General features: G+C 73.2%; 19 protein-coding genes, 1 pseudogene and 1 riboswitch. Of the genes and pseudogenes, 5 read left to right on the plus strand and 15 right to left on the minus strand.

Annotated elements, in window-relative coordinates; genetic code table 11:
• The 4 genes from KBY19_RS31215 to ribD all read right to left on the minus strand — a co-directional run.
• Window positions 1-483 (minus strand): 3,4-dihydroxy-2-butanone-4-phosphate synthase (locus KBY19_RS31215; protein WP_210967190.1); only part of this gene is annotated, 483 nt, incomplete at its 3' end.
• Between the two features lie 71 nt (window positions 484-554).
• Window positions 555-1,235 (minus strand): nicotinamide mononucleotide transporter family protein, encoded by a 681-nt coding sequence (locus KBY19_RS31220; protein WP_099878596.1) that lies wholly within the window; start codon window positions 1,233-1,235, stop codon window positions 555-557.
• Window positions 1,232-1,882 (minus strand): riboflavin synthase, encoded by a 651-nt coding sequence (locus KBY19_RS31225; RefSeq protein WP_099878598.1) that lies wholly within the window; start codon window positions 1,880-1,882, stop codon window positions 1,232-1,234. The genes KBY19_RS31220 and KBY19_RS31225 overlap by 4 nt, the downstream gene beginning before the upstream one ends.
• A complete protein-coding gene (gene ribD, locus KBY19_RS31230) occupies window positions 1,883-3,082 on the minus strand; it encodes a bifunctional diaminohydroxyphosphoribosylaminopyrimidine deaminase/5-amino-6-(5-phosphoribosylamino)uracil reductase RibD (RefSeq protein WP_210967194.1) in 1,200 nt (399 codons plus the stop codon).
• A gap of 213 nt (window positions 3,083-3,295) precedes the next feature.
• A riboswitch (FMN riboswitch) is annotated at window positions 3,296-3,426 on the minus strand.
• Window positions 3,427-3,701: 275 nt separating this feature from the next.
• Here ribD and KBY19_RS31235 point away from each other — a divergent pair.
• Together KBY19_RS31235 and KBY19_RS31240 are read left to right on the plus strand one after the other, a co-directional pair.
• Window positions 3,702-5,054 carry an MFS transporter gene (locus KBY19_RS31235; RefSeq protein ID WP_210967191.1) on the plus strand — a complete coding sequence of 451 codons (1,353 nt, stop codon included), beginning with the start codon at window positions 3,702-3,704 and terminating at the stop codon, window positions 5,052-5,054.
• A gap of 145 nt (window positions 5,055-5,199) precedes the next feature.
• Entirely contained in the window at window positions 5,200-6,588 is a 1,389-nt protein-coding gene (locus KBY19_RS31240) for a uracil-xanthine permease family protein (protein WP_099878601.1), read from the plus strand.
• Here the strand turns inward: KBY19_RS31240 and KBY19_RS31245 are convergent.
• Window positions 6,561-7,112: a GNAT family N-acetyltransferase gene (locus tag KBY19_RS31245; RefSeq protein ID WP_099878603.1), complete on the minus strand. Its 552-nt coding sequence runs from the start codon at window positions 7,110-7,112 to the stop codon at window positions 6,561-6,563. The two genes, KBY19_RS31240 and KBY19_RS31245, sit on opposite strands and share 28 nt — an antisense overlap.
• Before the next feature lie 183 nt (window positions 7,113-7,295).
• Here KBY19_RS31245 and KBY19_RS31250 point away from each other — a divergent pair, with 183 nt between their 5' ends.
• Complete coding sequence (locus KBY19_RS31250) at window positions 7,296-8,003, plus strand: DUF5995 family protein (RefSeq protein WP_099878605.1); 708 nt, start codon at window positions 7,296-7,298, stop codon at window positions 8,001-8,003.
• A 27-nt stretch (window positions 8,004-8,030) separates the two neighbouring features.
• Here KBY19_RS31250 and KBY19_RS31255 read toward each other — a convergent pair whose 3' ends face one another.
• The 3 genes from KBY19_RS31255 to KBY19_RS31265 form a co-directional block, all read right to left on the minus strand.
• Window positions 8,031-9,752, minus strand: a complete 1,722-nt coding sequence (locus KBY19_RS31255; RefSeq protein WP_210967192.1) for an NAD(P)/FAD-dependent oxidoreductase — start codon at window positions 9,750-9,752, stop codon at window positions 8,031-8,033.
• Between the two features lie 71 nt (window positions 9,753-9,823).
• On the minus strand, window positions 9,824-10,612 hold the full coding sequence (locus KBY19_RS31260; RefSeq protein WP_099878609.1) for a carbon-nitrogen hydrolase family protein: 789 nt from the start codon (window positions 10,610-10,612) through the stop codon (window positions 9,824-9,826).
• A 117-nt stretch (window positions 10,613-10,729) separates the two neighbouring features.
• The gene (locus tag KBY19_RS31265; protein ID WP_099878611.1) at window positions 10,730-11,185 is read right to left on the minus strand and encodes an Lrp/AsnC family transcriptional regulator; all 456 of its coding nucleotides are present in this window, start codon (window positions 11,183-11,185) and stop codon (window positions 10,730-10,732) included.
• A gap of 469 nt (window positions 11,186-11,654) precedes the next feature.
• Between KBY19_RS31265 and KBY19_RS36995 the strand changes: the two are divergent.
• Window positions 11,655-12,125 (plus strand): annotated as a pseudogene (locus tag KBY19_RS36995) (GDSL-type esterase/lipase family protein); the annotation flags it as partial.
• A 120-nt stretch (window positions 12,126-12,245) separates the two neighbouring features.
• On the opposite strand, the gene KBY19_RS31275 reads toward KBY19_RS36995, so the two are convergent.
• From KBY19_RS31275 to fmt, 7 genes are all read right to left on the minus strand, one after another.
• Window positions 12,246-13,691, minus strand: coding sequence for a GuaB1 family IMP dehydrogenase-related protein (locus KBY19_RS31275; protein WP_180289562.1), 1,446 nt, complete (start codon window positions 13,689-13,691; stop codon window positions 12,246-12,248).
• Window positions 13,692-13,871: 180 nt separating this feature from the next.
• Window positions 13,872-15,146 (minus strand): cation:proton antiporter, encoded by a 1,275-nt coding sequence (locus KBY19_RS31280; RefSeq protein ID WP_099878615.1) that lies wholly within the window; start codon window positions 15,144-15,146, stop codon window positions 13,872-13,874.
• Between the two features lie 149 nt (window positions 15,147-15,295).
• Window positions 15,296-15,772 (minus strand): cation:proton antiporter regulatory subunit, encoded by a 477-nt coding sequence (locus tag KBY19_RS31285; RefSeq protein ID WP_099878617.1) that lies wholly within the window; start codon window positions 15,770-15,772, stop codon window positions 15,296-15,298.
• Window positions 15,773-15,812: 40 nt separating this feature from the next.
• Window positions 15,813-16,811, minus strand: coding sequence for a sugar-binding transcriptional regulator (locus tag KBY19_RS31290; RefSeq protein WP_099878619.1), 999 nt, complete (start codon window positions 16,809-16,811; stop codon window positions 15,813-15,815).
• A 142-nt stretch (window positions 16,812-16,953) separates the two neighbouring features.
• Complete coding sequence (gene rpe, locus KBY19_RS31295) at window positions 16,954-17,646, minus strand: ribulose-phosphate 3-epimerase (RefSeq protein WP_099878621.1); 693 nt, start codon at window positions 17,644-17,646, stop codon at window positions 16,954-16,956.
• Between the two features lie 34 nt (window positions 17,647-17,680).
• Window positions 17,681-19,282 (minus strand): RsmB/NOP family class I SAM-dependent RNA methyltransferase, encoded by a 1,602-nt coding sequence (locus tag KBY19_RS31300; protein ID WP_099878623.1) that lies wholly within the window; start codon window positions 19,280-19,282, stop codon window positions 17,681-17,683.
• A 137-nt stretch (window positions 19,283-19,419) separates the two neighbouring features.
• Entirely contained in the window at window positions 19,420-20,367 is a 948-nt protein-coding gene (gene fmt / locus KBY19_RS31305) for a methionyl-tRNA formyltransferase (RefSeq protein WP_210967193.1), read from the minus strand.
• Between the two features lie 388 nt (window positions 20,368-20,755).
• Here fmt and KBY19_RS31310 point away from each other — a divergent pair, with 388 nt between their 5' ends.
• A complete protein-coding gene (locus KBY19_RS31310; RefSeq protein WP_099886321.1) occupies window positions 20,756-21,475 on the plus strand; it encodes a hypothetical protein in 720 nt (239 codons plus the stop codon).
• The last annotated feature ends 208 nt before the right edge of the window (window positions 21,476-21,683 follow it).

Below are 21,683 nucleotides of genomic sequence, written 5' to 3' on the forward strand. Positions count from 1 at the left end.
GGGGAAGGCGTGCCCGGGGCGGACGAAGTCCCGCGGTGCGGAGTCGGGGTCGGCGAGCAGCCGGATGGTGGCGGCGCGGTCGGCCGCCGAGATGCCGGTGGTGACGCCGTGGGCGCTGGTCGCGTCGACGGTGACGGTGAACGCGGTGCCCATGGACTCGGTGTTCTCGGCGACCATCTGCGGCAGCGCCAGCCGGTCGAGGTCGGCCCCTTCCATCGGGGTGCAGATCAGCCCGCGGCACTCGCTCATCATGAAGGCGACGGCCTCGGGGGTGATCAGCTCGGCGGCCATCACCAGGTCGCCCTCGTTCTCCCGGCTCTCGTCGTCGACGACCACGACCGGGCGGCCCTCGCCGATGTCCCGGATCGCCTCCGCCACGGGGTCGAGGGTGAGCACGAACGCCCCGTCCGCCTCCGCCGGTTCCTCCGGGACCGGGACGCGTGGGGCGGGTGGCGCGTCGTACCAGTTCGGCAGCGCGGTCATGGGCGTGCTCCTTCCTTGGTGGTGCGCTTCGGTGGCGTGCTCCGCGTCCGCTGCGCGGCTCCGGCCGGCGTTCACAGCGCCGCTCCGGCGGAGTTGAGCGCGGGCTCCGTGCTGACGGCGGCCGCGCGGGCGTCCACCCGGGAGCGCTGCCACCAGGCGCGCAGACCCCACAGGACGAGGCCGAGGTAGACGACGTAGACCAGGCCGGAGAAGGCCAGCCCGCTGCTGAAGGCGAGCGGCACGCCGACCACGTCCACCAGCAGCCAGGCGAACCAGAACTCCACCAGTCCACGGGCCTGGGCCACCATGGCCGCCAGCGTGCCGACGAAGATGTAGGCGTCCGCCCAGGGGCTCCAGGAGAGGGCCGGGACGAGAGTGAAGAGGGTGCCCACGGCGGCGGTTCCCAGCGCGGTGCCGAGCGCCAGCAGGCCGCGTTCGCGCCAGGTGGCGAACCGTACGGCGATGGAACCGTCCTGCGCCTGCTGCTTGCCGCGCCGCCACTGGCGCCAGCCCCACAGCGCGACCGCCATGACCAGAAGCTGCTTTCCGACGCCGCCCGCCAGCTGGGCGGAGGCGAAGGCGCCCACGAGTATCAGCCCGGACAGCAGTTGCACGGGCCAGGTGCCTATGGAGCGCCGCCAGCCCAGCGCCAGCCCGAGCAGCCCCATGAGGTTGCCGAGCATGTCGGACCAGATGACGTGCTGGCCGAAGGCCGAGAACGCCTCCTGGTTCAGCCAGTGGAAGCCGCTCATCGGGTCGCCTCGCTCTGCTGCGAGAGCGTCTCGCCCAGCGGCTGCGGGAGGTTGCGCGCGGAGGCGCCCAGCAGCCGCTCGACGTACTTGGCCAGCACGTCGACCTCCAGGTTGACCGGGTCACCGGGCTGCTTGGTGCCGAGTGTGGTGAGCGCCAGCGTGGTGGGGATGAGGGAGACGGTGAAGTGGTCCTCGGCGGCCTCCACGACCGTGAGGCTGATGCCGTCGACGGTGATGGAGCCCTTCTCGACCAGATACCGGCTCATCCCCTCGGGCAGGCCGACGGTGAGGTCCGTGCCGCTGTCCGCGTCGTGCCGTGCCGTGATGGTGCCGGTGCCGTCGACGTGGCCCTGGACGAGGTGGCCGTCCAGCCGCCCGCCGAGCGCCAGGGGACGCTCCAGGTTGACGGGCGAGCCCACGGTGAGCGCCCCGAGGCTGGAGCGGTGCAGCGTCTCGGCCATGACGTCGGCGGAGAACTCGCCGTCACCGGTCTCGACGACGGTCAGGCACACGCCGTTGACGGCGATCGAGTCGCCGTGCCGTGCGTCGGCGGTGACGCGCGGTCCGCGCAGTCGCAGCCGGGCGGAGGCGCCCTGCTCCTCGACGGCGACGACCTCGCCCAGTTCTTCCACGATTCCGGTGAACACTCAGGACTCCTCGGTCTGCTGGGACTGCGGGGACCGCTCGGTCCGCTCGGCAGTGACGGTGGTGGTGGGGGCGGCGGTGGCGGTGGGCGCGGCGGCGGCGACCGTGCGGGCCGTCTGCGGCGCGGTGCTGCCGACCGCGGTGATCCGCAGGTCCGGGCCGAGCCGCGCGGTGTCGCTCACGGTGAGCCGCAACGCCTGTGCGACGGTGCTGATTCCGGCCTCCCCCAACGCGGGTGGCCCCGCGCCCAGCAGTACGGGGGCGATGTAGCCGACCACCCGGTCGACCAGCCCGGCGGAGACGAAGGAGCCGACCAGGGTGGCGCCGCCCTCCAGCAGCACGGCGCGCACGTCGCGGGTCTGCAGGGCCGTCAGCAGCGCGTCCAGGTCGAGCCCCGGTCCGCCGTCCGCCGCCCGGGGCAGCCGCAGCACCTCGGCCGGGCTCGCGCCGGCGGCGGCCTCCAGCGCGGCGGTGTCGGCGTCCTGGGCGACGGCGATCAGCGTGGGTGCCACGTCGTCGAGAACCCGAGCTCCGGCCCTGACCACGGTCGCCTCGGTGTCGACGACGACGCGGAGCGGCTGGACGGCGCCGGGGACGTCGCGGACGGCCAGATGCGGGTCGTCGGCGCGGGCCGTACCGGAGCCGACCAGGACGGCGTCGGACTCGGCGCGCAGCCGGTGCACATCCGCACGCGCCTCGGCTGAGGTGATCCAGCGGCTGGAGCCGTCGGCGGCAGCGGTGCGGCCGTCGAGCGAGGCGGCGTACTTCCAGGTCACATACGGGCGGCCGTGCAGTTCGGAGGTCAGCCAGGCGGCGTTGCCCGCAGCCGCCTCGTCGGCCAGCAGGCCGCCCTCGACGTCGATACCGGCCGCGGCGAGCGACAGCGCTCCGCCCGCGGCGCCCGGAGTGGGGTCGGAGACGGCGTAGACGACACGGGAGACGCCCGCGTCGATGAGCGCCTGCGAGCAGGGGCCGGTGCGTCCGGTGTGGTCGCAGGGTTCGAGAGTGACGACAGCGGTGCCGTCACGCGCGTCCTCGCCCGCCTCGGCGAGCGCGTGGACCTCCGCGTGCGGGCCGCCGGCCCGCTGGTGCCAGCCCTCCCCCACGGTGCGCCCGGCCTGGTCGAGGACGACGCAGCCGACGACGGGGTTGGGGCTGGTGGAGCCGAGTCCCCGCGCGGCAAGAGCGATGGCACGGCGCATCGCGTCGCGCTCCGCCTGCGGCGCGTACGGCGCTTGGGGGTGGGGGGCCACCGGATCCTCCTGCCTCTTCGGGCACGGACTCCGGGGCGCTGCGGGACTTGGGACGGACGCGCGGGGGGAACGACCTGCCGGGACGGTCAAGATCCCACTCCGGCGCTTCTGCTCGCTCCGGAACGGGACCGCAACCTCGGCGGTGCACCGGTTCGCGGTCCGCCGCGCACTGCCTCCCATCCGGACTTTCACCGTCGGTCCAGGAATCTCACCTGGTCAACCGACCGCTGGCTGCGGCCGGGTCGCGGACTGTAACCGCCGGTTCGGACTTTCACCGACCCCGGAGTGCGCTGACGTCACTGGTACTCCCCCAGCCAGTGGCCGGGAGATACCCACAAGTCTGCCACGCCGGGGTGGGGACCATGCGAGCGGAGCCTGTGTGGTGACTCACAGCAGCCACGTCTCACCACATGCGTTGGCAGCCACCGCAGGAGTTCGAGCGGTACCCGATCGGGGCACGATCTGCGCGGGCCCGCCCCCGCGGCCGTGGCGCGGGTGCGGCAGCGGGGCGGTCATGGGTGCACGGTACGGACGGCTCGGGGGGCGGCAGGTGCGGCAGGGAGACGAGATGCGGACAGGTGACGACGGGCCGGAGCCGAACGCCGGTCCGCAGCCGCGGGCAGGGGCGGGGCAGCGCGCAGGAGCGGGGGTGTGCGGCGAGACTCAGCCGCACACCAGGACGGCGCCGCCCGGGGGAACCGGGTCCGGCCCGCCCGGGCGCCCGGCGGGGTCCGGCACCGCCGGGCGCCCGGCACCGGCCGCACGGGCCGGAAGGGTGGCGGTCTCGATCGTCTTCGCGGTGCACGGGATGGCGAGCGGCACCTTCGCCACCCGCATTCCCTGGCTCCGCGAACATCTGGATCTGAGCCCGGGCTGGCTGGGCCTGGCGCTGGTGTTCATGACGGCCGGGGCCTCCGCGGCCATGCCGCTCTCCGCGGGGCTGGCACACCGCTACGGCCCGCGCCGCGCACTCGCCGCCGTCTCGCTGGCCTGCTGCGCCGGTCTGGTGCTGCCGCCGCTGGCCCCCGCCCTGGGCTGGCTGTGCCTGGCGCTGTTCGTGTACGGCTGCGGGCTCGGCCTGATGGACGTCGCGATGAACGCCCAGGGCGTGCGGGTCGAGGCGGAGTACGGCCGCTCCGTGATGTCCGCGCTGCACGGACTGTGGAGCGTGGGGACGCTGCTGGGCGGCGCGGGAGGCGTGATCGCCGCGCACGCCGGGCTGGACGGGCGGTGGCACCTGGGAGCGGCGGCCCCGGTGCTGGCCGCGGTGGCGGTGGTCGCGGCCCGGTGGACCCCCGGGGAGGACGACCGCGGCGCCGAACTCCCGGCTGCCGGATCGGGCGGCGAGGACGAGGCCAAGGCCCCACCCCGCTTCGCGCTGCCCTCGCGCGGGGTGCTGGCGATCGGGCTGCTCGGCTTCTGCGCGGTGTTCGCCGAGGGCGCCTCGATGGACTGGTCCGGTATCTATCTGGCCGATGTGACGGACGCCGGACCCGGCCTGGCCGCCTCCGCCTACACGGCCTTCGCCTGCACGATGGCGCTCGCCCGGCTGTCGGGCGACGCCGTGGTGCGCCGGTTCGGCCCGGTGGCGACGGTACGGGTGGGCGGTGTGCTCGCCACAGCGGGCGCCGTGCTGGTGGTCGCCGCACGGACACCGGCCGCGGCCGTCGCCGGGTTCGCCCTGGTCGGGGTCGGGATCGCGGTGGTCGTCCCGCTGTGCTTCGCGGCGGCGGGCCGCACCGCCACGGCCGCCCCCGGCCAGGCCATCGCGGGAGTCGCCACCCTGGCCTACGCCTCCGGGCTGGCCGCTCCCGCCGTCGTCGGCTGGATCGCCGAGTCGACCTCGCTGTCGGTGTCCTTCGGCGTCGTCACCGCGCTGCTGCTGGGCCTGGTGGCCGGAGCGAGGGTGCTCCGCACCTGACGGAGCGCCCACGGGCCCCCTCCCGGCCGGAGGTCGGTGGAGCGGTTCCCCGGGCCTCTTCGGGGCGCCCTCCACCGCGGCGCCGGGCCGTGAGCGGTCGGACTAGTATGTGCGGCGATCAAAATCGGCCAAGGGACGGAGCGGCATGCGCGGGCTCGGCGTGCGGTGGACGGTGCACGGCGACGGGCGCGTCCCGGCGCCCGGCGCGGTGGTGCGCCCGGACGAGCGGCTGTCGTGGCCGCGTACGGCGGGGCTCGGCGCCCAGCACGTGGTGGCGATGTTCGGTGCCAGCTTCGTGGCACCGGTCCTCATGGGGCTGGACCCGAACCTGGCGATCATGATGTCCGGCCTCGCGACGATGGTCTTCCTGCTGGCGACCCGCGGCCGGGTGCCGAGCTATCTGGGGTGCAGCCTCTCCTTCGTGGGCGTGGCCGCGGTCATCCGCGGCCAGGGCGGCAGCAGTGCCACGGTGACCGGCGCGATTTTGGTGGTCGGCGCCGCACTCTTCCTCGTCGGTCTGGCCGTGCAGAAGTTCGGCGCGCGGATCATCCACGCGGTGATGCCGCCCGTGGTGACCGGCGCGGTCGTCATGCTGATCGGCTTCAATCTCGCCCCGGTCACCGCTTCGACGTACTGGCCGCAGGACCAGTGGACGGCGCTGCTGACCATGCTGCTGACCGGGCTCGCGGTGGTGTGTCTGCGCGGCTTCTGGTCGCGGATCGCGATCTTCCTGGGGCTGGTGGCCGGCTATCTGATGTCGTGGGCGTTCGACACGGTCTTCGGCCGGATCCATTCACCGGACGCCGGCGGCAAGACGGTGGACCACTGGCGCCTGGACCTGTCGGCCGTGGGCAAGGCCGACTGGTTCGGGCTGCCCTCCGTGCACGCCCCCGAATTCTCCTGGTCGCCCGTCCTGGTGGCGCTGCCGGTGGTGATCGCGCTGGTGGCCGAGAACGCGGGGCACGTCAAGGCGGTCGGTGAGATGACCGGCGACCCGCTGGACGACAAGCTCGGCACCGCGATCTCCGCGGACGGGGCCGGCAGCGTGCTGTCGACGGCGTTCGGCGGCCCGGCCACGACGACGTACTCGGAGAACATCGGTGTCATGGCCGCGACCCGGGTCTACTCGACGGCCGCCTACTGGGCCGCCGCCTGCTTCGCGCTGCTCTTCGGGCTCTGCCCCAAGTTCGGGGCCGTGGTGGCTGCCATCCCGGGCGGGGTGCTCGGCGGTATCACCGTCATCCTCTACGGCATGATCGGGCTGCTCGGCGCGCAGATCTGGATCAACAACGGTGTCGACATGCGCAATCCGCTGAATCTGGTGCCGGTCGCGGCGGGCATCATCATCGGCATCGGCGGTGTCGACCTGAAGTTCACCGACACCTTCGAACTCGGCGGCATCGCCCTGGGCACGCTCGTCGTCCTCACCGGCTACCACGCCCTCAAGGCGCTGGCCCCGCCGCACCTCAAGGCCCAGGAGCCGCTGTTGGACGAGGGCACCAGCGGCTACGACGAGGGCCGGGAACCGAGCTGAGCGGCGGCGTCGTCAGGCGCCCTCATCTCGAAGTACCGGACCCGGTGGTCCTCCCCCACCACCCGCATGCCGACGGCCGTCATCACATGTTGCGAGGCGAGGTTGTCGAGGTCGGCGTCGGCCTGGACCAGGGTGACGCCCCGGGACCAGGCGAAGGCGAGCAGGGCGCGCAGGGCCTCGGAGGCGTAACCCTTGCCGCGTGCCGAGGCGTTGAGGGAGTAGCCGACGGTGACGGTGCCCTCGGCGTCGGGTGTCCGGTTGAAGCCGATGCCGCCGATGGCGCGGCCGTCGGCGCGGCGCCGTATCTCGTAGTTACCGAAGGGGCGCGGGTCGCCGGTGGTCGCACACGCCTTCAGCAGATCCGTGGCGCCCTTCACATCCATCACGTCCGGGTACTCGGGCCCCCACGGATCGCCGGCGCCCGGCGTCTCGGCCACCACGCGCTCGGCCTCCTCGGGCGTCATGGGGTGCAGTACGAGGCGTTCGGTGTACAGATCGGCAACTGCGGCAAGGGCGTCGGTCATGACAGGTGACGTATCACGCCCGCACACGGCGCCGCACCCGCATTACCGACGGCTTGCCGAGGGCTTACCGACGGCCGGCAGGCGGCTTGCGGACGGATTGCCGGCGGCGGATCCGTCCTCCGTCCGGGGGCCGTACGGGCGGGGCTGCCCCCATCGGGAGCAGGCGGCTGCCAGGCTGCGGGCATGACCTCTACGGATCAGGTGCCCGCGCAGCGCGCGGTGACGTCGGCACCCATCGCCGAAGTGACGGCCCAGATGCGGGAGATCGGCGCGACGCTGCCCCGGCAGGACGGTGTGGCGGTCTTCAACCGGGTGTACCTGTCGGTGACGGCGGAGCTGGAACGGCGCCTGGTCGCCGGACACTTCGAGGACCGGGCCGCCACCGGCGAGCTGGGCACCCGGTTCGCCCGGCGCTTCCTGGACGCGGTGGACGCCGAGGCTGCCGGGCTGCGGATGCCCTCGTGCTGGCGGCCGCTCTTCCGCTTCCGGCGCCACCCCTCCATCCATCCGCTGCAGTTCGCGCTGGCGGGCATCAATGCGCACATCGGCCACGACCTGCCGCTCGCTCTGGTGGACACCTGCCGGGCGGTGGACGCCGACCCCGACGATCTGGAGGCGGATTTCGAACGGATCGGGGAACTGCTGACAGGCCTGGAGGAGCGCATCCGCGAGGATCTGATGCCGGGCCCCGACCTGCTGGACGTCGCCGACCCGCTGACCCATCTGATCGGCTCGTGGAGTCTGGAACGGGCGCGGGCCGGTGCGTGGGTGTCCTTCCGCGCGCTGTGGGGACTGCGGGTGTGCGGGGAGTTGCTGGAGGAGATGGCGGAGGGGCTGGACGCGACGGTGGGCATGGCGGGGCGCTGCCTGCTGACACCGCTGTGGCACTGAGCCCCGCCCCGCCTCCCCGCTCCTTCGTCAGTCCTCCGGGAGCCGCACCGGCTCGATCTGGCCGAAGACGTCCCCCGGCCCCGGGTTGGCGGGGTCGGTGGTGCCGCCCAGGTGGTGCATGACGCCCCAGACGGCGTTGAGCGCCGTCTGCACGGCGCCCTCGGCCCAGCCCGCCGTCCAGGAGATGTCGTCTCCGGCGAGGAAGAGTCCGCGCCGGTCGTCGGGGAGGGACTCCTGCATGAAGTGGGTGAACAGCCGCCGCTGGTAGCGGTAGTGGCCCGGCAGGTTGGCCTTGAACGCGCCGAGGAAGTACGGCTCGTCCTCCCAGGAGACGGTGAGCGGGTTGCCGGTGATGTGCTTGCGGATGTCGACCCCGGGATAGATCTCGCCGAGCGACTTGAGCATCACCTCCATCCGCTCGTTGGCGTCCAGCGGCAGCCACTTGAGGCTGTCGTCGCACCACGTGTACGACAGGCAGATCACGGCCGGCTTGTCGGGGCCGTCGTCCAGCAGGTAGGTGCCGCGCGTCATCCGGTCGGTGAGGGTCATGCTCATCGTGTCGCGCCCGGTGCGCGGGTCCGTATCGAGCCAGAACGGCCGGTCCACGGGTACGAACAGCTTGGAGGACTCCATGTAGTGGGTGCGCTCCACCGCCGTCCAGTGGTCGATGGGCAGCAGCGCGTCGTCGCAGTCGATCCGGCTCAGCAGCAGCCAGGACTGGGCGGTGAAGACGGCGGCCCGGTAGGTGCGGATGTCGCCGTCCGCGTCGGTGACCGTCACGCGGTTGCCCGCCGTACGGTGCAGTCGGGTGACGGCGGGGCGGTGCTTGCCGCCCAGGTGCAGCGACTTGAGGCTGGTGCCCTGCGGCCAGTGGACGAGCTTGCCGGGCTCGCGCTCCCACAGCCGCAGCGGCAGCTGCTGGCAGCCGCCGACGATGCCGCGGTGGTCGTCGTCGGCGCCGGTGTAGACGACGCGCAGGATCTCCAGGATGGAGTTGGGGAAGTCGGTGTCCCAGCCGCCGGTGCCGAACCCGACCTGGCCGAAGATCTCCCGGTGCCGGAAGGAGGAGAAGGCCGCCGAGTCGCACAGGAAGCCGTAGAAGGTCTGGTTGTCCAGCTTCTCCACCAGCTCCGACCAGATCTCGCGGATGCGGGGCACGTCCCGCTCGCGTATCGCCTGCTGCATCGCGGAGAAGTCGGCACCCTCCTCCAGGCACGCGTTCCACGCGTCCATCACCTGGTGGTAGACGGACGGCAGGTCCTCCAGCGTGCGGGCGTAGTGCGACTCGCCCTTGAGGTCCACGACGGTGGAGGGGGTGTCGGGCGCCAGCGGGTTGGGGAACGGCTTGGTCTCCAGCTGCGCGAGGTCGATGTAGTACTGGAGCGCGGTCGAGGACGGCGGGAAGCGCATGGCGCCCATCTCGGCGTTCAGCGAGGGGTCGCCACCCTCGAAGGTGGCCGTCCGCAGCCGTCCGCCGAGCTGGTCGGCCTCGTAGACGACCGGCTTGAGCCCCATCTTCATCAGCTCGTACGCCGCCACCAGGCCCGAGAGGCCGCCGCCGATGACGGCGACCTCGGAGCCGTGCTCGGTCGGCGGTACGGAGCCGAGACCGGCCGGGTGCGCCAGGAAGTCGTCGTAGGCGAACGGGAAGTCGGGGCCGAACATGGTCAGCGGGCGCTGCCCGCCCTGCTGGGCGGTGTCCTGCTGCTCGTCGTGCTCGTGGGCGGCGGTGGGCACGGTGGAGGTCATGAGGGGTCTCGCTCCTGGTGATACCGGGTACGGGAGGGGCGCGGCGGCCGGCGTGGACGCGGCCCGCGCGGCTAGTGCGCGTACAGCTCGGGGCGACGGTCGGCCAGATACGGGTTGCGCTCGCGGGAGGCCCGCAGCGCCGCGGGGTCGATGTCGGCGACGAGCAGGGCCTCGCCGCTGCCGGCGGCGCGCACCGGGACGGTGCCGTCGGGCGCGGCCAGACAGCTCAGGCCCGCGAAGTCGAACTCGCCCTCGCGGTCGACGCGGTTGGCGTACGCGACATACAGCTGGCTCTCCACCGCGCGCGCCACCACGAGGGTCTCGGCGACGGTCTCGTACGGCCGCATCAGCGCCGTCGGCACCAGCAGTACGTCGGTGCCGGCCAGGGCGTGAGCCCGGACGGCCTCCGGGAACTCCACGTCGTAGCAGATCAGCAGCCCGAACCGGATGCCGTCCAGCTCCGCCTGGACGGGCAGCTGATCGCCGGGGGTGTAGTGCTCGGCCTCGTACGGGCCGTACAGGTGCGTCTTGCGGTAGTTCGCGCGTGCGGCACCGTCCGGGCCGATGAGCTGCACGGAGTTGTGGAGCGCCCCGCCCTCGCCACGCTCGGGGTAGCCGTAGGCGATGGCCACACCGTGCTGCCGGGCGATCCGGGAGACGGCCGCGGCGCCGGGGCCCTGCGCCGGCTCGGCCAGCTGGGCCGGATCCGGGAGCGCGTAGCCGGTGAGGGAGAGCTCCGGGGTGACCAGCAGCCGGGCACCCCGCGCGGCGGTTTCCCGGGCAGCGTTCTCGAGGGCGGTCAGGCCCGGGGAGCCCGGCGTGCGGGGCTGGGAACGGGTCTGGTGGAGAGCGATTCGCACACCTTCGACGCTACGGTCGGCCGGGGAGCGCCACAAGCGGTGGATCTTGCGAGTGGACCCGCATTCTGTTGCGTGCTCAATCGGGAACGCGGCGATCCGTTGCGCGTACGGCGGCTGCTACAGCGGAGGACCGGCGTTGTAGCGGCGCAGCAGCGGGGAGAGCACCAGCACCGACTTGGTGCGCTCGACGAACGGCTCCCCGGCGATCCGTTCCAGCACGGCCTCGAAGTGCCGCATGTCGGCCGCGAAGACCTGCACCAGCGCGTCGGCCTCCCCTGTGACGGTGGAGGCCGCCGCCACCTCGGGATAGTGGGACAGCGCCCGGTGGATATCCTCCGGCGAGGTCCGAGAGCGGCAGTACATCTCGATGAATCCCTCCGTCTGCCACCCCAGCGCGGAGGGGTCGACCCGCACGGTGAACCCGGTGATCGCGCCCCGCTCCCGCAGCCGGTCCACCCGGCGTTTCACGGCGGGTGCTGACAGGCCGACCTCGGCTCCGATGTCGGCGTAGGTGCGGCGGGCATCCTCGGCGAGGGCGTGGACGATACGTTCGTCGAGATCGTTCAGTGACACGGCGACAGTAGAACACGACGAAAGGACCGGGAACGGCGTGGCAGATGTGGTCGGCGACTGGCAGCACGCCAGGCCCTTCGTACGGGGTGTGAGCTGGTGGGACGGTGAGCGCTGCGTGCGGGCCGACCCGGCGGACGCCCAGCGGCTGCCGCTGGAGCTGTGGGCCCGCGCCGCGATACCGGTGGGGATCCGGCTGGAGTTCACCGCCCCGGGCCCCTTCGAGGTCCGCTACCGCGCCGGCGCCCTGGGAACGGTCGACGCGCTGCGCGACGGCTGCCGCGCCTGGGAGGCGCTGCGGCCGGACGGGGCACGGGTCGCCCTGCTCCCGGAGACCCCTCGGGAGGAGGTGCGGGTGCTGCGCGTCGACTGGCCGGGCGGACCCGGAGTGCTCCACACCCCAGAGGCGTACGCCCCGGTGCTGCTGGCGGTGCGCGGTGCCGAGCCGGCACCGCCGCGCCCGCGCTGGCTGGTGTACGGCGACTCGATCACCGAGGGCTGGTCGGCGACGGCACCCTCCCGCGGCTGGGCGGCACTCGCGGGCCGCGAGCTGGGCTGGGACACCGTCAACCTCGGCTACACCGGCTCCGCGCACGGCGAACCGGCCACCGCCCAGCAGCTCGCCACGCTGCCGGGCGCGGCGCTCACCATGGCATTCGGCTGCAACTGCTGGACGGGCGTGCCGTATTCGGCGGCGCTGATGGCGCAGATGACCAGCGCGTTCCTGCGGCTCGTGCGCACCGGCCACCCACACACCCCGCTGCTGGTCGTCTCGCCGCTGCAGCGCCCGGAGGCCGAGCACACCCCGAACGCCCTGGGCGCCACCCTCGCCGACCTGCGGAGTGCGCAGGAGGGGGCCGTCCGCGCCCGGATCGCCGGGGGCGACGACAGCCTCGCCCTGCTCCCGGGCGCCGGCCTGGTCACCGCCGAGCAGCTGGCCGACGGCGTTCACCCCGACGACACCGGACACGCCCTGGTCGCCGCCGCGGTGGTCCGCGCGCTGCGGAAGGAGTTCGGCGTGGGGCAGGACGACGATGCTCGCCGCCGTCGTCGCGGGGTCAGGTCACCAGCTGGCGTGCAGCGGCTTGCCCTCCGCGTAGCCGGCGGCGCTCTGCACACCGACGACGGCGTTCCGGGTGAACTCGTCCAGCGTCGCGGCGCCCGCGTAGGTGCAGGCGGAGCGGACGCCGGCGATGATCGAGTCGATCAGGTCCTCGACGCCGGGGCGTGCCGGGTCCAGGAACATCCTGGAGGTGGAGATGCCCTCCTCGAACAGCCCCTTGCGGGCCCGGTCGTAGGCGGACTCCTCTGCGGTCCTGTTGCGCACGGCACGGGCCGAGGCCATGCCGAAGGACTCCTTGTAGAACCGCCCGTCGGCGGACTGCTGCAGGTCGCCCGGGGACTCGTAGGTGCCGGCGAACCAGGAGCCGATCATCACGTTGGAGGCCCCGGCCGCCAGCGCCATGGCGACATCGCGGGGGTGGCGCACCCCGCCGTCGGCCCATACGTGCTTGCCGTACTTGCGCGCCTCGGCGGCGCACTCCAGGACGGCGGAGAACTGCGGCCGGCCGACGCCGGTCATCATGCGGGTGGTGCACATCGCGCCGGGGCCGACGCCGACCTTGATGATGTCCGCGCCCGCGTCGACGAGGTCGCGCACGCCCTCGGCGGCGACCACGTTGCCCGCCACGATCGGCACCGCCGGGTCGAGGCCGCGGACGGCCTTCAGCGCCTCCAGCATGCCCTCCTGGTGGCCGTGGGCGGTGTCGACGACCAGGGTGTCGACGCCCGCGTCGAGCAGCGCCTTGGCCCGCGCGACGACCTCGCCGTTGATGCCGACGGCAGCGGCGACCCGCAGGGCGCCGTCGGCGTCGACGGCGGGGGTGTAGAGCGTGGCCCGCAGCGCGCCCTTGCGGGTGAGGATGCCGACGAGCTTGCCGTCGGCGTCCACGGCGGGGGCGAACTTGAAGTGGGCGGCGTCCAGCTTGGTGAAGGCGTCACGCGGGTCGATGTCCGCGTCCAGCACCATCGGCTCGGCCGTCATGACCTCGGAGAGCTGGGTGAAGCGGTCGACGCCGGTCAGGTCCGACTCGGTGACGACGCCCACGGGCCGGCCGTCGCGGACCACGACACCCGCGCCGTGTGCCCGCTTGGGCAGCAGCGAGAGCGCGTCGGCCACGGTCTGGGTGGGCGCGAGGGTGATGGGGGTGTCCAGGACGTGGTGCCGCTGTTTGACCCAGCCGATGACCTCGGTGACGACGTCGATCGGGATGTCCTGGGGGATCACCACGAGCCCGCCGCGGCGGGCCACGGTCTCGGCCATCCGGCGTCCGGCGATGGCGGTCATGTTGGCGACCACCAGCGGGATCGTGGTGCCCGTCCCGTCGGGCGAGGACAGGTCCACGCCCTGCCGGGAGCCGACCGCGGAGCGGTTGGGCACCATGAAGACGTCGTCGTACGTCAGGTCGTACGGGGGCCGCTGATCATTGAGGAAACGCACGTACTTCATTCTCCCACGACCGCACATCCATACGACCACGGACGTTCCGCCGGAGTACCGGGGACGCGCTGGTGGGATCGTACGAGGCCGGGAGGCCGGGATCGTGGGAGGCCGGGATCGTGGGAGGCCGGGATCGTGGGAGGCCGCAGCGGACAGGGCTGCCGGGCAGCCGCTCACCCGGGGTGGCGACTACGAGGGGTGACCGGTACCGCCCACCGGGTCCGGGGCGGTGGCTTCCCCCGCACCGGGTGTGGACCCTCCGCGCTGCCCGGTCCCCGCGCGCTCGGTCTCCCGGCGGGTGCGTCGGGCGTCGACCAGCCCCTTGGCGCCGCGTACGACGGGCTCGGTCCAGCGGGCCGTCAGCGGGCCGAAGATCACCAGGATCATCACATACGCGGTCGCCAGCGGAGTGATCCGCGCGTCCGTGCTCGCGGCGAGCCCCGCGATGACGATGGAGAACTCGCCCCGTGCCACCAGCGCCCCGCCGGCCCGCAGCCTGCCCTTGCTGCCCACCCCGGCGCGGCCCGCCGCGTACCAGCCGGTGATCACCTTGGTGACCACGGTGACGGCCGCCAGCGCCAATGCGGGCAGCAGCACCGGGGGAATCTCGGACGGCGCGGTGTTGAGTCCGAAGAAGACGAAGAAGACGGCGGCGAACAGATCACGCAGCGGCGTGAGCAGACTGCGCGCGTTCTCCGCCGTCTCCCCGGACAGCGCGATACCCACCAGGAAGGCGCCGACGGCCGCCGAGACCTGGAGCTTCGCTGCGATACCGGCGATCAGCAGGGTCAGCCCGAGAACGACGAGCAGCAGCATCTCGGGCGTGTCGGAGCTGACGGCGCGGCTGATGTGCCGCCCGAACCGCAGCGCCGCGAACAGTACGAGGCCCACGGTGCCGACCGCGATGATCATCGCCACGCTGGTCCCCGCCACCCCGAGCCCGGCCACCAGCGCGGTCAGCAGCGGCAGATAGAGGGCCATGGACAGGTCCTCGATGACGAGCACGCCCAGGATGACCGGTGTCTCCCGGTTGCCGAGCCGCCCCAGATCGGTGAGCACCTTGGCGATGACACCGGACGAGGAGATCCAGGTGACGCCCGCGAGCGCGACGGCCGCGACCGGCCCCCAGCCCAGCAGCAGCGCGGCCACCGCACCCGGCACCGCGTTCAGCGCGAAGTCCACGATCCCGGACGGGTACTGGGTCTTCAGGCTGGTCACCAGCTCCGAGGCGCTGTACTCCAGGCCGAGCAGCAGCAGGAGTAGGATCACCCCGATCTCCGCGCCGACCTCGATGAACCCCTCGCTGGCCTTCAGCGGGAAGACGCCGCCGTGCCCGAAGGCCAGGCCGCCCAGCAGATACAGCGGAATCGGGGAGAGCCCGATCCGGCCCGCGAAGCGGCCGACCAGTCCCAGGCCCAGGATGACGGCGCCGAGTTCGATCAGCAGAACGGTGGTGTCGTGCACAGAGGGCCTTTCAGTTGTCCAGCGGCTGTCCGGAACGGCTCAGATGTGCCGACGGCGGCCCGGACCGGGCGGCCGCGCCCGCTCCGGGCCGGGCGGCCGTCCGGCCCGGTTCCGCCGACGATCCGGTCGGGTTCCGGCGATGATCCGGGTCAGGTTCCGGCAATGATCCGGGTCAGCTCGTCGACTCCCTCGCGGGTACCGACGGCCACCAGGGTGTCCCCGGCCTCCAGGCGGAAGTCCGGGCCCGGCGAAGGGACGGGGCCGGTACGGCGCAGCACGGCGACGATGGAGGCGCCGGTGCGGGTGCGCGCCTGGGTGGCCCCCAGCAGCTCACCGCTGTACGGCGACTGGCCGGACATCGGGATGCGGACGGTGACCAGGTCGATCTCCAGCTCGCACGTGCCCAGCCTGGGGCTCTCGCCCGGGGCGAGGATCTCCGCGAGGGAGGCTGCCTCCTCACCGTCCAGCTGGACCGTCGCCTGGCAGGCGTCCGGGTCGTCCTCCCGGTAGAAGCCCAGGAACCGGCGGCCGTCCTGGTGCGCCACCACCGAGATGTGCCGCCCGGTCCGGGTGGTGATGTCGTACTGCTTGCCCAGCCCCGGCAGCTTGGTGCTCTTGGTCGTCATGGCGTACTGCCCTTCTGAGAACCTTCTGGGACCCGGACCGCTACGAAGCGGCGGTGCTGTCCGGGTCCGTACGCTCCAACGCCGGACGGGGGCCCGGCTGTTCCTCGTTCAGCAGCCAGTCGGCTGCCGCGGTGTCCGTCACCAGGCTGGTGACCAGGCCCGAGCGGAGCACCGCGCCGATGGCCGCCGCCTTGCGGTGCCCTCCCGCGATGGCGACGACCTCCGGGATCCGGCGCAGCCGCTCCGCCTCCACGGTGATGCAGCGTTCCCCCAGGTCCCGACCGATCCGCCGGCCCTGCGCGTCGAAGAGATGGGCCGACATCTCGGCGGCCACCCCCAGCGACGAGTAATGGTCGCGCTCCTTGGCGCTGAGCATGTCGTGCACCGTGGAGATCCCCGGCTCCCAGGAACCGATGGACACGGCCGCCACGGTGACCTTGTCGAAGTACTCGAAGGCACGGGCGATGCCCGTCTGGCTGCGCAGCGCGGACGCGGTGGCGCTGTCCGGCAGCAGCATCGGCGCGTAGATGGGGTGCGCCTCTCCCCCGGCGACCTCGGCCGCCCGGCGTACGGCCTCCACGGAGCCGCGGTCGGCCGTACCTGCGTCGTACACCCCCGTCAGCTGGACGACGGTGCAGGGCGGCAACTGGCGTAGCGCGGTCGCCATGTGGATGGTGGAGCGGCCCCAGGCCAGCCCCAGCACATCACCATCGGTGACCAGCTCGCCGAGCAGATCGGCGGCGACCTCGCCGAGGTTCTCCGGGTCCGCCGCGTCGTCCACGGCCTCGGTGGGCGACTCGACGACCACCGCGTGCCGCAGGCCGAAACGGGCGCGGAGCGCGTCCGAGCGCTCGGCGTCCAGCTCGGCGGGCACCCGGATCTCGATACGCACCAGGTCACGCTCGAGCGCGGTCTCCAGGACCCGGGCCACCTTGAAGCGGCTGACCCCGAACTCGTCGGCGATCTGGATCTTGGATTTGCCCTCCAGATAGAAGCGGCGCGCCATCGCCGCAGCCTGCATGAGTTCGGCGGGTCCCATTCGCGTGGCTCGCCCCGACGACACCGCTCTCACCTCACTGTCTTGCTGTCGTGCCCACGTACGCACGGTCGGCACACTCGCGCCGCGCGTTCATCCTTGCAGATCCCCTGACGTGTGTGACCGCGGTCACCCAGCGTTCACCTCAGCCCTCCCGTCCCGACCCCGCCGCTTCCTCGGCCTGCTGCCGCAGCGCGCGGACGGCCGCTGCCGGATCGTCCGCGCCGTAGACGGCCGAACCCGCCACGAACACATCGGCACCCGCCTCGGCGCAGCGCTCGATGGTGGAGGCCGAGACGCCGCCGTCGACCTGCAGCCACAGCTGCAGGCCGTGCTTGTCGATGAGCTGCCGCGTCCGGCGGATCTTCGGCAGCATGATGTCCAGGAACGCCTGTCCGCCGAAGCCCGGCTCCACCGTCATCACCAGCAGCATGTCCAGCTCGGGCAGCAGGTCCTCGTACGGCTCGATCGGGGTGGCGGGCTTCAGCGCCATCGAGGCGCGCGCTCCCTTGGCCCGGACCTCCCGGGCCAGCCGCACCGGCGCCGCCGCGGCCTCCGCGTGAAAGGTGACGGAACCGGCCCCGGCCTCCACATAGGCGGGCGCCCAGCGGTCCGGCTCCTCGATCATCAGATGGCAGTCCAGCGGGATGTCCGTCGCCTTGCGCAGCGACTCGACCACGGGCGTGCCCAGGGTCAGATTGGGCACGAAGTGGTTGTCCATGACATCGACGTGGAGCCAGTCGGCGCCGGCCGCCCCGTCGGTGCCTTCGACACGCCGCGCCTCCTCGGCGAGGCGTGCGAAGTCGGCGGACAGGATGCTGGGGTTGATCTGAGCCATGGCTACCAGTATTCCGTGTGGGCGTTCGAGATGATCAGGCGGTGCGGCGCAGCAGCGCCAGGTACATCGCGTCGGTTCCGTGCAGATGCGGCCACAGCTGGATGTCGGGTCCCTCCCCCAGCTCGGGCACGCCCGGCAGCAGCGGGCGCGCGTCCACCGGCTCCGCGGCCGTCGTCCCCGGCTCCGCGGTGTCCCGCTCCTTCGCCGGCCCGCGCAGCACGTCGTCCACCACGGCGCGGGTCTCCGCCAGATGCGGGGAGCAGGTCACATACGCGACGACCCCGCCGATCCGCGCCGCCTGGAGCGCCTGCCGCAGCAGTCCGCGCTGCAACGGCGCGAACCCCGCCAGGTCCTCGGGAGTGCGCCGCCAGCGTGCCTCGGGCCTGCGCCGCAACGCCCCCAACCCGGTGCAGGGGACGTCGACGAGCACCCGGTCGAAGCTGCCGGGCGTCCAGGCCGGCCGGGTACCGTCCGCGCTGACGACCGCCCAGGGACCGGGGTTCCCCTCCAGCGCCCGGGCGACGAGACGGGCGCGGTGCGGCTGCTTCTCGGACGCGAGCAGCGCCGCGCCGCGCTCGGCCGCCAGCGCGCCCAGCAGCGCGGCCTTGCCGCCCGGGCCCGCGCAGGAGTCGAGCCACCGGGTGTCGGAGCCCTCCAGCGGCGCGTTGGCGAGGGCGAGGGCGACAAGCTGGCTGCCCTCGTCCTGCACGCCCGCTCTGCCCTCGCGTACGGCCTCCAGCGCGCCGGGCTCACCGCCTTCGGTCAGCCGCACCGCGTACGGCGACCAGCGCCCCGGCACGGCCCTGCCTGCGGCGCTCTGCCGCCCGACGCCCCCTGTCCCGGTGTCCTCTGTCCCGGTGTCCTCGCCGGCTTCGGTGTGCCCCGCCGCGGGGTGCCCCGCCTGGGCGTTGCCCACCGCCGCGCTGTCCACAGCGGTGAGCAGTTCCTCGGGGGTGGCCCGTCCCGGCCTGGCGACCAGGGTGACCTCGGGCCGCTCGTTGTCGGCCTCCAGCAGCGCGGTGATGTCCTTGCGCCCGCCTCCGCCAGCTCCCGTCGCGGGTGCACCCAGCGCGTCCCACAGCGCGGAGACCACCCAGCGCGGGTGCGCGTGGCGCAGCGCCAGATGCTCCTCCGGATCGTCGTCGTACGGCGGCGCGATCCGCTCCAGCCAGCCGTCCAGGTCGTCGGCCGCGATGCGCCGCAGCACCGCGTTGACGAACTTCGCCCGCCCGTCGCCCAGCACCACGCGGGCCAGTTCGACGGTCGCGCTCACCGCGGCGTGCTGCGGAATGCGGGTGCCCAGCAACTGGTGGGTTCCGAGCGAGAGGACGTCCAGCACGGGCGGGTCCACCTCGCGCAGCGGCCGGTCGACGCACTCGGCGATGATCGCGTCGTAGGTGCCCTGCCTGCGCAGCGTGCCGTACACCAGCTCGGTGGCCAGCGCGGCGTCCCGTGCGTCGAGACCGCCGTGCGCGGGATCCTTCTCGCGGGCCTTGCGCAGCAGCGGGGGAAGGACGAGGTTCGCATAGGCGTCCCGCTCGTCCACGGCCCGTAGCGCCTCGAAGGCGAGGATGCGGACGGGGTCCTTGCGCGGGCGCCGATACCGGTTGCCGCCCCGGCGGGGATGAGTGCTCACAGCTGAAGGTGCTCCGCAAGATGAGGGTTGGTGCTTCGCGGGGTGTCGCAGGGTCGAACGTCCACCCTACGACCCGGCCACCCGGAAGCGAGCACCGGTCGCACCCGGCTCAGGAGACGGGCACGGTCGCACCCGGCTCAGGAGACGGCGACGTCGAAGCGGGCGCCCTCCTCGATGCGCGTACCGCGGGCCCAGTCCGCCGCTCGCATCGGCTTCTTGCCCTGCGGCTGGACCCACTCCAGCTCGACGGGGTGCGAGCCGGTGGCGACATGCACCGAGTTCTTGCCGATACGCAGCTCGCCGGGGGTCGCCCCGTCCACAACGGCGTCCGGGGCCGGCGCCAGCGAGCGCACCTTCAGCCGCTCCCCGCGGAAGACGGTCCACGCTCCGGGCGCGGGCGAACACGCCCGCACCACGCGGTCGACGCGCAGCGCCGGCCCCGCCCAATCGATCCTGGCGTCCTCCACGGTGATCTTCGGCGCGAGGGAGATGCCTTCCTCCGGCTGCGGCACCGCCTGCAGCGTGCCGTCCTCGATGCCGTCCATGGTGGCGGCCAGCAGCCCGGCGCCCGCGAAGGCGAGCCGGGTGAGCAGATCGCCGCTGGTGTCCCTGGGGCGTACCTCCTCGGTCACCACGCCGTAGACGGGCCCGGAGTCCAGCCCTTCCTCGATGAGGAACGTGGTGGCGCCGCTCATCTCGTCCCCCGCCAGCAGCGCGTGCTGCACGGGCGCCGCGCCGCGCCAGGCGGGCAGCAGCGAGAAGTGCAGATTGACCCACCCCTTGGCGGGCACGTCGAGCGCGACACGGGGCAGCAGGGCGCCGTAGGCGACGACGGGGCAGCAGTCGGGCCCGATGTCGCGCAGCCGCGCCAGGAAGTCCTCGTCCCGTGGGCGCGTGGGCTTGAGCACCTCGATGCCCTCCTCCTCCGCCCGCTGGGCCACCGGGCTGGGCACCAGCCGCCTACCGCGCCCCGCACGGGCATCGGGCCGGGTGACCACGGCGGCGACCTCGTGCCGCTCGGAGGCGATCAATGTGTCGAGCGCGGGGACGGCGACCTCGGGGGTGCCTGCGAAGACGAGCCTCATCAGTGGCGAACTACCTCTCACCCGTGGAAAGCGTGGGCTGCCCGGAGGCCACGGAGTGCGCGGAGCCCGCGGAGCACCGGCGTGCGCGGAGCGCGTGGACTGCCCGGACAGCATGGAAAGACAGCCCAGTTTACGGTCAGCGCGACGCCGCTACCCGAGGGGGCGTGCGGGCACCCGCGCGCCCTGTCGATGCCCCTTCCGCGCCCCCGCAGCGTGACCAGAGAGCCCATCGCGGCGTTGGTCAAGTCAGATTGACCGAACCGAGCGCCGCCCCGCCCACGCGACGCGGCCTCGCCCCCACCCCCACAGCCAGTCACCCCATCCAGCACCACAGCTGAACACCCCCTAGCTGAACACCTCCATGTCAGCCGGTCCGAGAGGCTTCTTCATGGCCGACCACGCAACCCACGACGCCCAGGCGCGGGCAAGCCTGCACCTTCTGGTGCGGGACATCGAGCGGGTCCGCCGGCAGGTGGACGCGCTGCGCACCCTCACGGCGCAGTTGGGCAACGTCTATCGCCCACGGCGCACCGGCCCCTCCGCGGGCTTCGTCGTCTACGGCCGCGCTCCCGCGCCGACCGTCAGGCTCGCCCAGGAACTACGCGACAGCGTCGAGACGCTGGTGACGGCGGCGGTGGACTTCGACCGTTCGCTCGGCTTCTCCTGGGACGCCGTGGGCTCGGCGCTGGGCGTCACCAAGCAGGCCGTGCACCGCAGGTACGGTTCTTCCCGGCGCGGCAGCACGCGCAACTCCCCCGAGGGCGTCGAGACCTCCACCGCGGCTCCGTCGACCGCGCCGTCCCCCTCGCCCGCCCCGGGCGTGCCCCGGCAGCCCGAGCCGATGTCCGCCGCCGCCCGTGCGCTGCCCGCAACTCCCGGTACGGCGACGGCTCCACGGCCCCCCGCGGTGCCTGCCGCCCGCTCCATCCCGCAGCAGCCCCCGTCCCCGCAGCCGTACGACACCCGGCACGAGCCGCGCCACGAAACCCGGCACGAGACCCGTCATGACGCCCGCCACGAACCGCGCCATGACGTTCGCCAGGACACCTACCGTGACGCCCGCCCGGAGCCGCGTCCGGGAGCGCTGCCCTCACCCCGCAACGGCTGACCGGCCTGTCCCTGCCCGCCAGTTGCCTGCCCTCGGGCCAGGCCCCAGGCCCCAGGCCCCAGGGATGCTCCCTTCACAGATCACCCTGCCGCCCGATGCGTCCCCTCCCTCCCCGCGCTGCCCGGTGCCGCCCGCACCGGGCGCTGCAGCGCTGCGGTGTCGCGGCCCGCGGGCTGGCGCCGCCCCGCGGCACGGGCGCGCTTCCGGC

Origin of the sequence: Streptomyces sp. B15, assembly GCF_018070605.1 — a bacterium.
GTDB classification, from domain to species: domain Bacteria; phylum Actinomycetota; class Actinomycetes; order Streptomycetales; family Streptomycetaceae; genus Streptomyces; species Streptomyces smyrnaeus.

Coding starts and splice junctions, on each gene's coding strand:
- KBY19_RS31220 (WP_099878596.1), bottom strand. CDS start 1,235: ATGAGCGGCTTCCACTGGCTGAACCAGGAGGCGTTCTCGGCCTTCGGC.
- ribD (WP_210967194.1), bottom strand. CDS start 3,082: ATGCGCCGTGCCATCGCTCTTGCCGCGCGGGGACTCGGCTCCACCAGC.
- KBY19_RS31235 (WP_210967191.1), top strand. CDS start 3,702: ATGCGGACAGGTGACGACGGGCCGGAGCCGAACGCCGGTCCGCAGCCG.
- KBY19_RS31240 (WP_099878601.1), top strand. CDS start 5,200: ATGCGCGGGCTCGGCGTGCGGTGGACGGTGCACGGCGACGGGCGCGTC.
- KBY19_RS31245 (WP_099878603.1), bottom strand. CDS start 7,112: ATGACCGACGCCCTTGCCGCAGTTGCCGATCTGTACACCGAACGCCTC.
- KBY19_RS31250 (WP_099878605.1), top strand. CDS start 7,296: ATGACCTCTACGGATCAGGTGCCCGCGCAGCGCGCGGTGACGTCGGCA.
- KBY19_RS31255 (WP_210967192.1), bottom strand. CDS start 9,752: ATGACCTCCACCGTGCCCACCGCCGCCCACGAGCACGACGAGCAGCAG.
- KBY19_RS31275 (WP_180289562.1), bottom strand. CDS start 13,691: ATGAAGTACGTGCGTTTCCTCAATGATCAGCGGCCCCCGTACGACCTG.
- KBY19_RS31285 (WP_099878617.1), bottom strand. CDS start 15,772: ATGACGACCAAGAGCACCAAGCTGCCGGGGCTGGGCAAGCAGTACGAC.
- KBY19_RS31290 (WP_099878619.1), bottom strand. CDS start 16,811: ATGGGACCCGCCGAACTCATGCAGGCTGCGGCGATGGCGCGCCGCTTC.
- rpe (WP_099878621.1), bottom strand. CDS start 17,646: ATGGCTCAGATCAACCCCAGCATCCTGTCCGCCGACTTCGCACGCCTC.
- fmt (WP_210967193.1), bottom strand. CDS start 20,367: ATGAGGCTCGTCTTCGCAGGCACCCCCGAGGTCGCCGTCCCCGCGCTC.
- KBY19_RS31310 (WP_099886321.1), top strand. CDS start 20,756: ATGGCCGACCACGCAACCCACGACGCCCAGGCGCGGGCAAGCCTGCAC.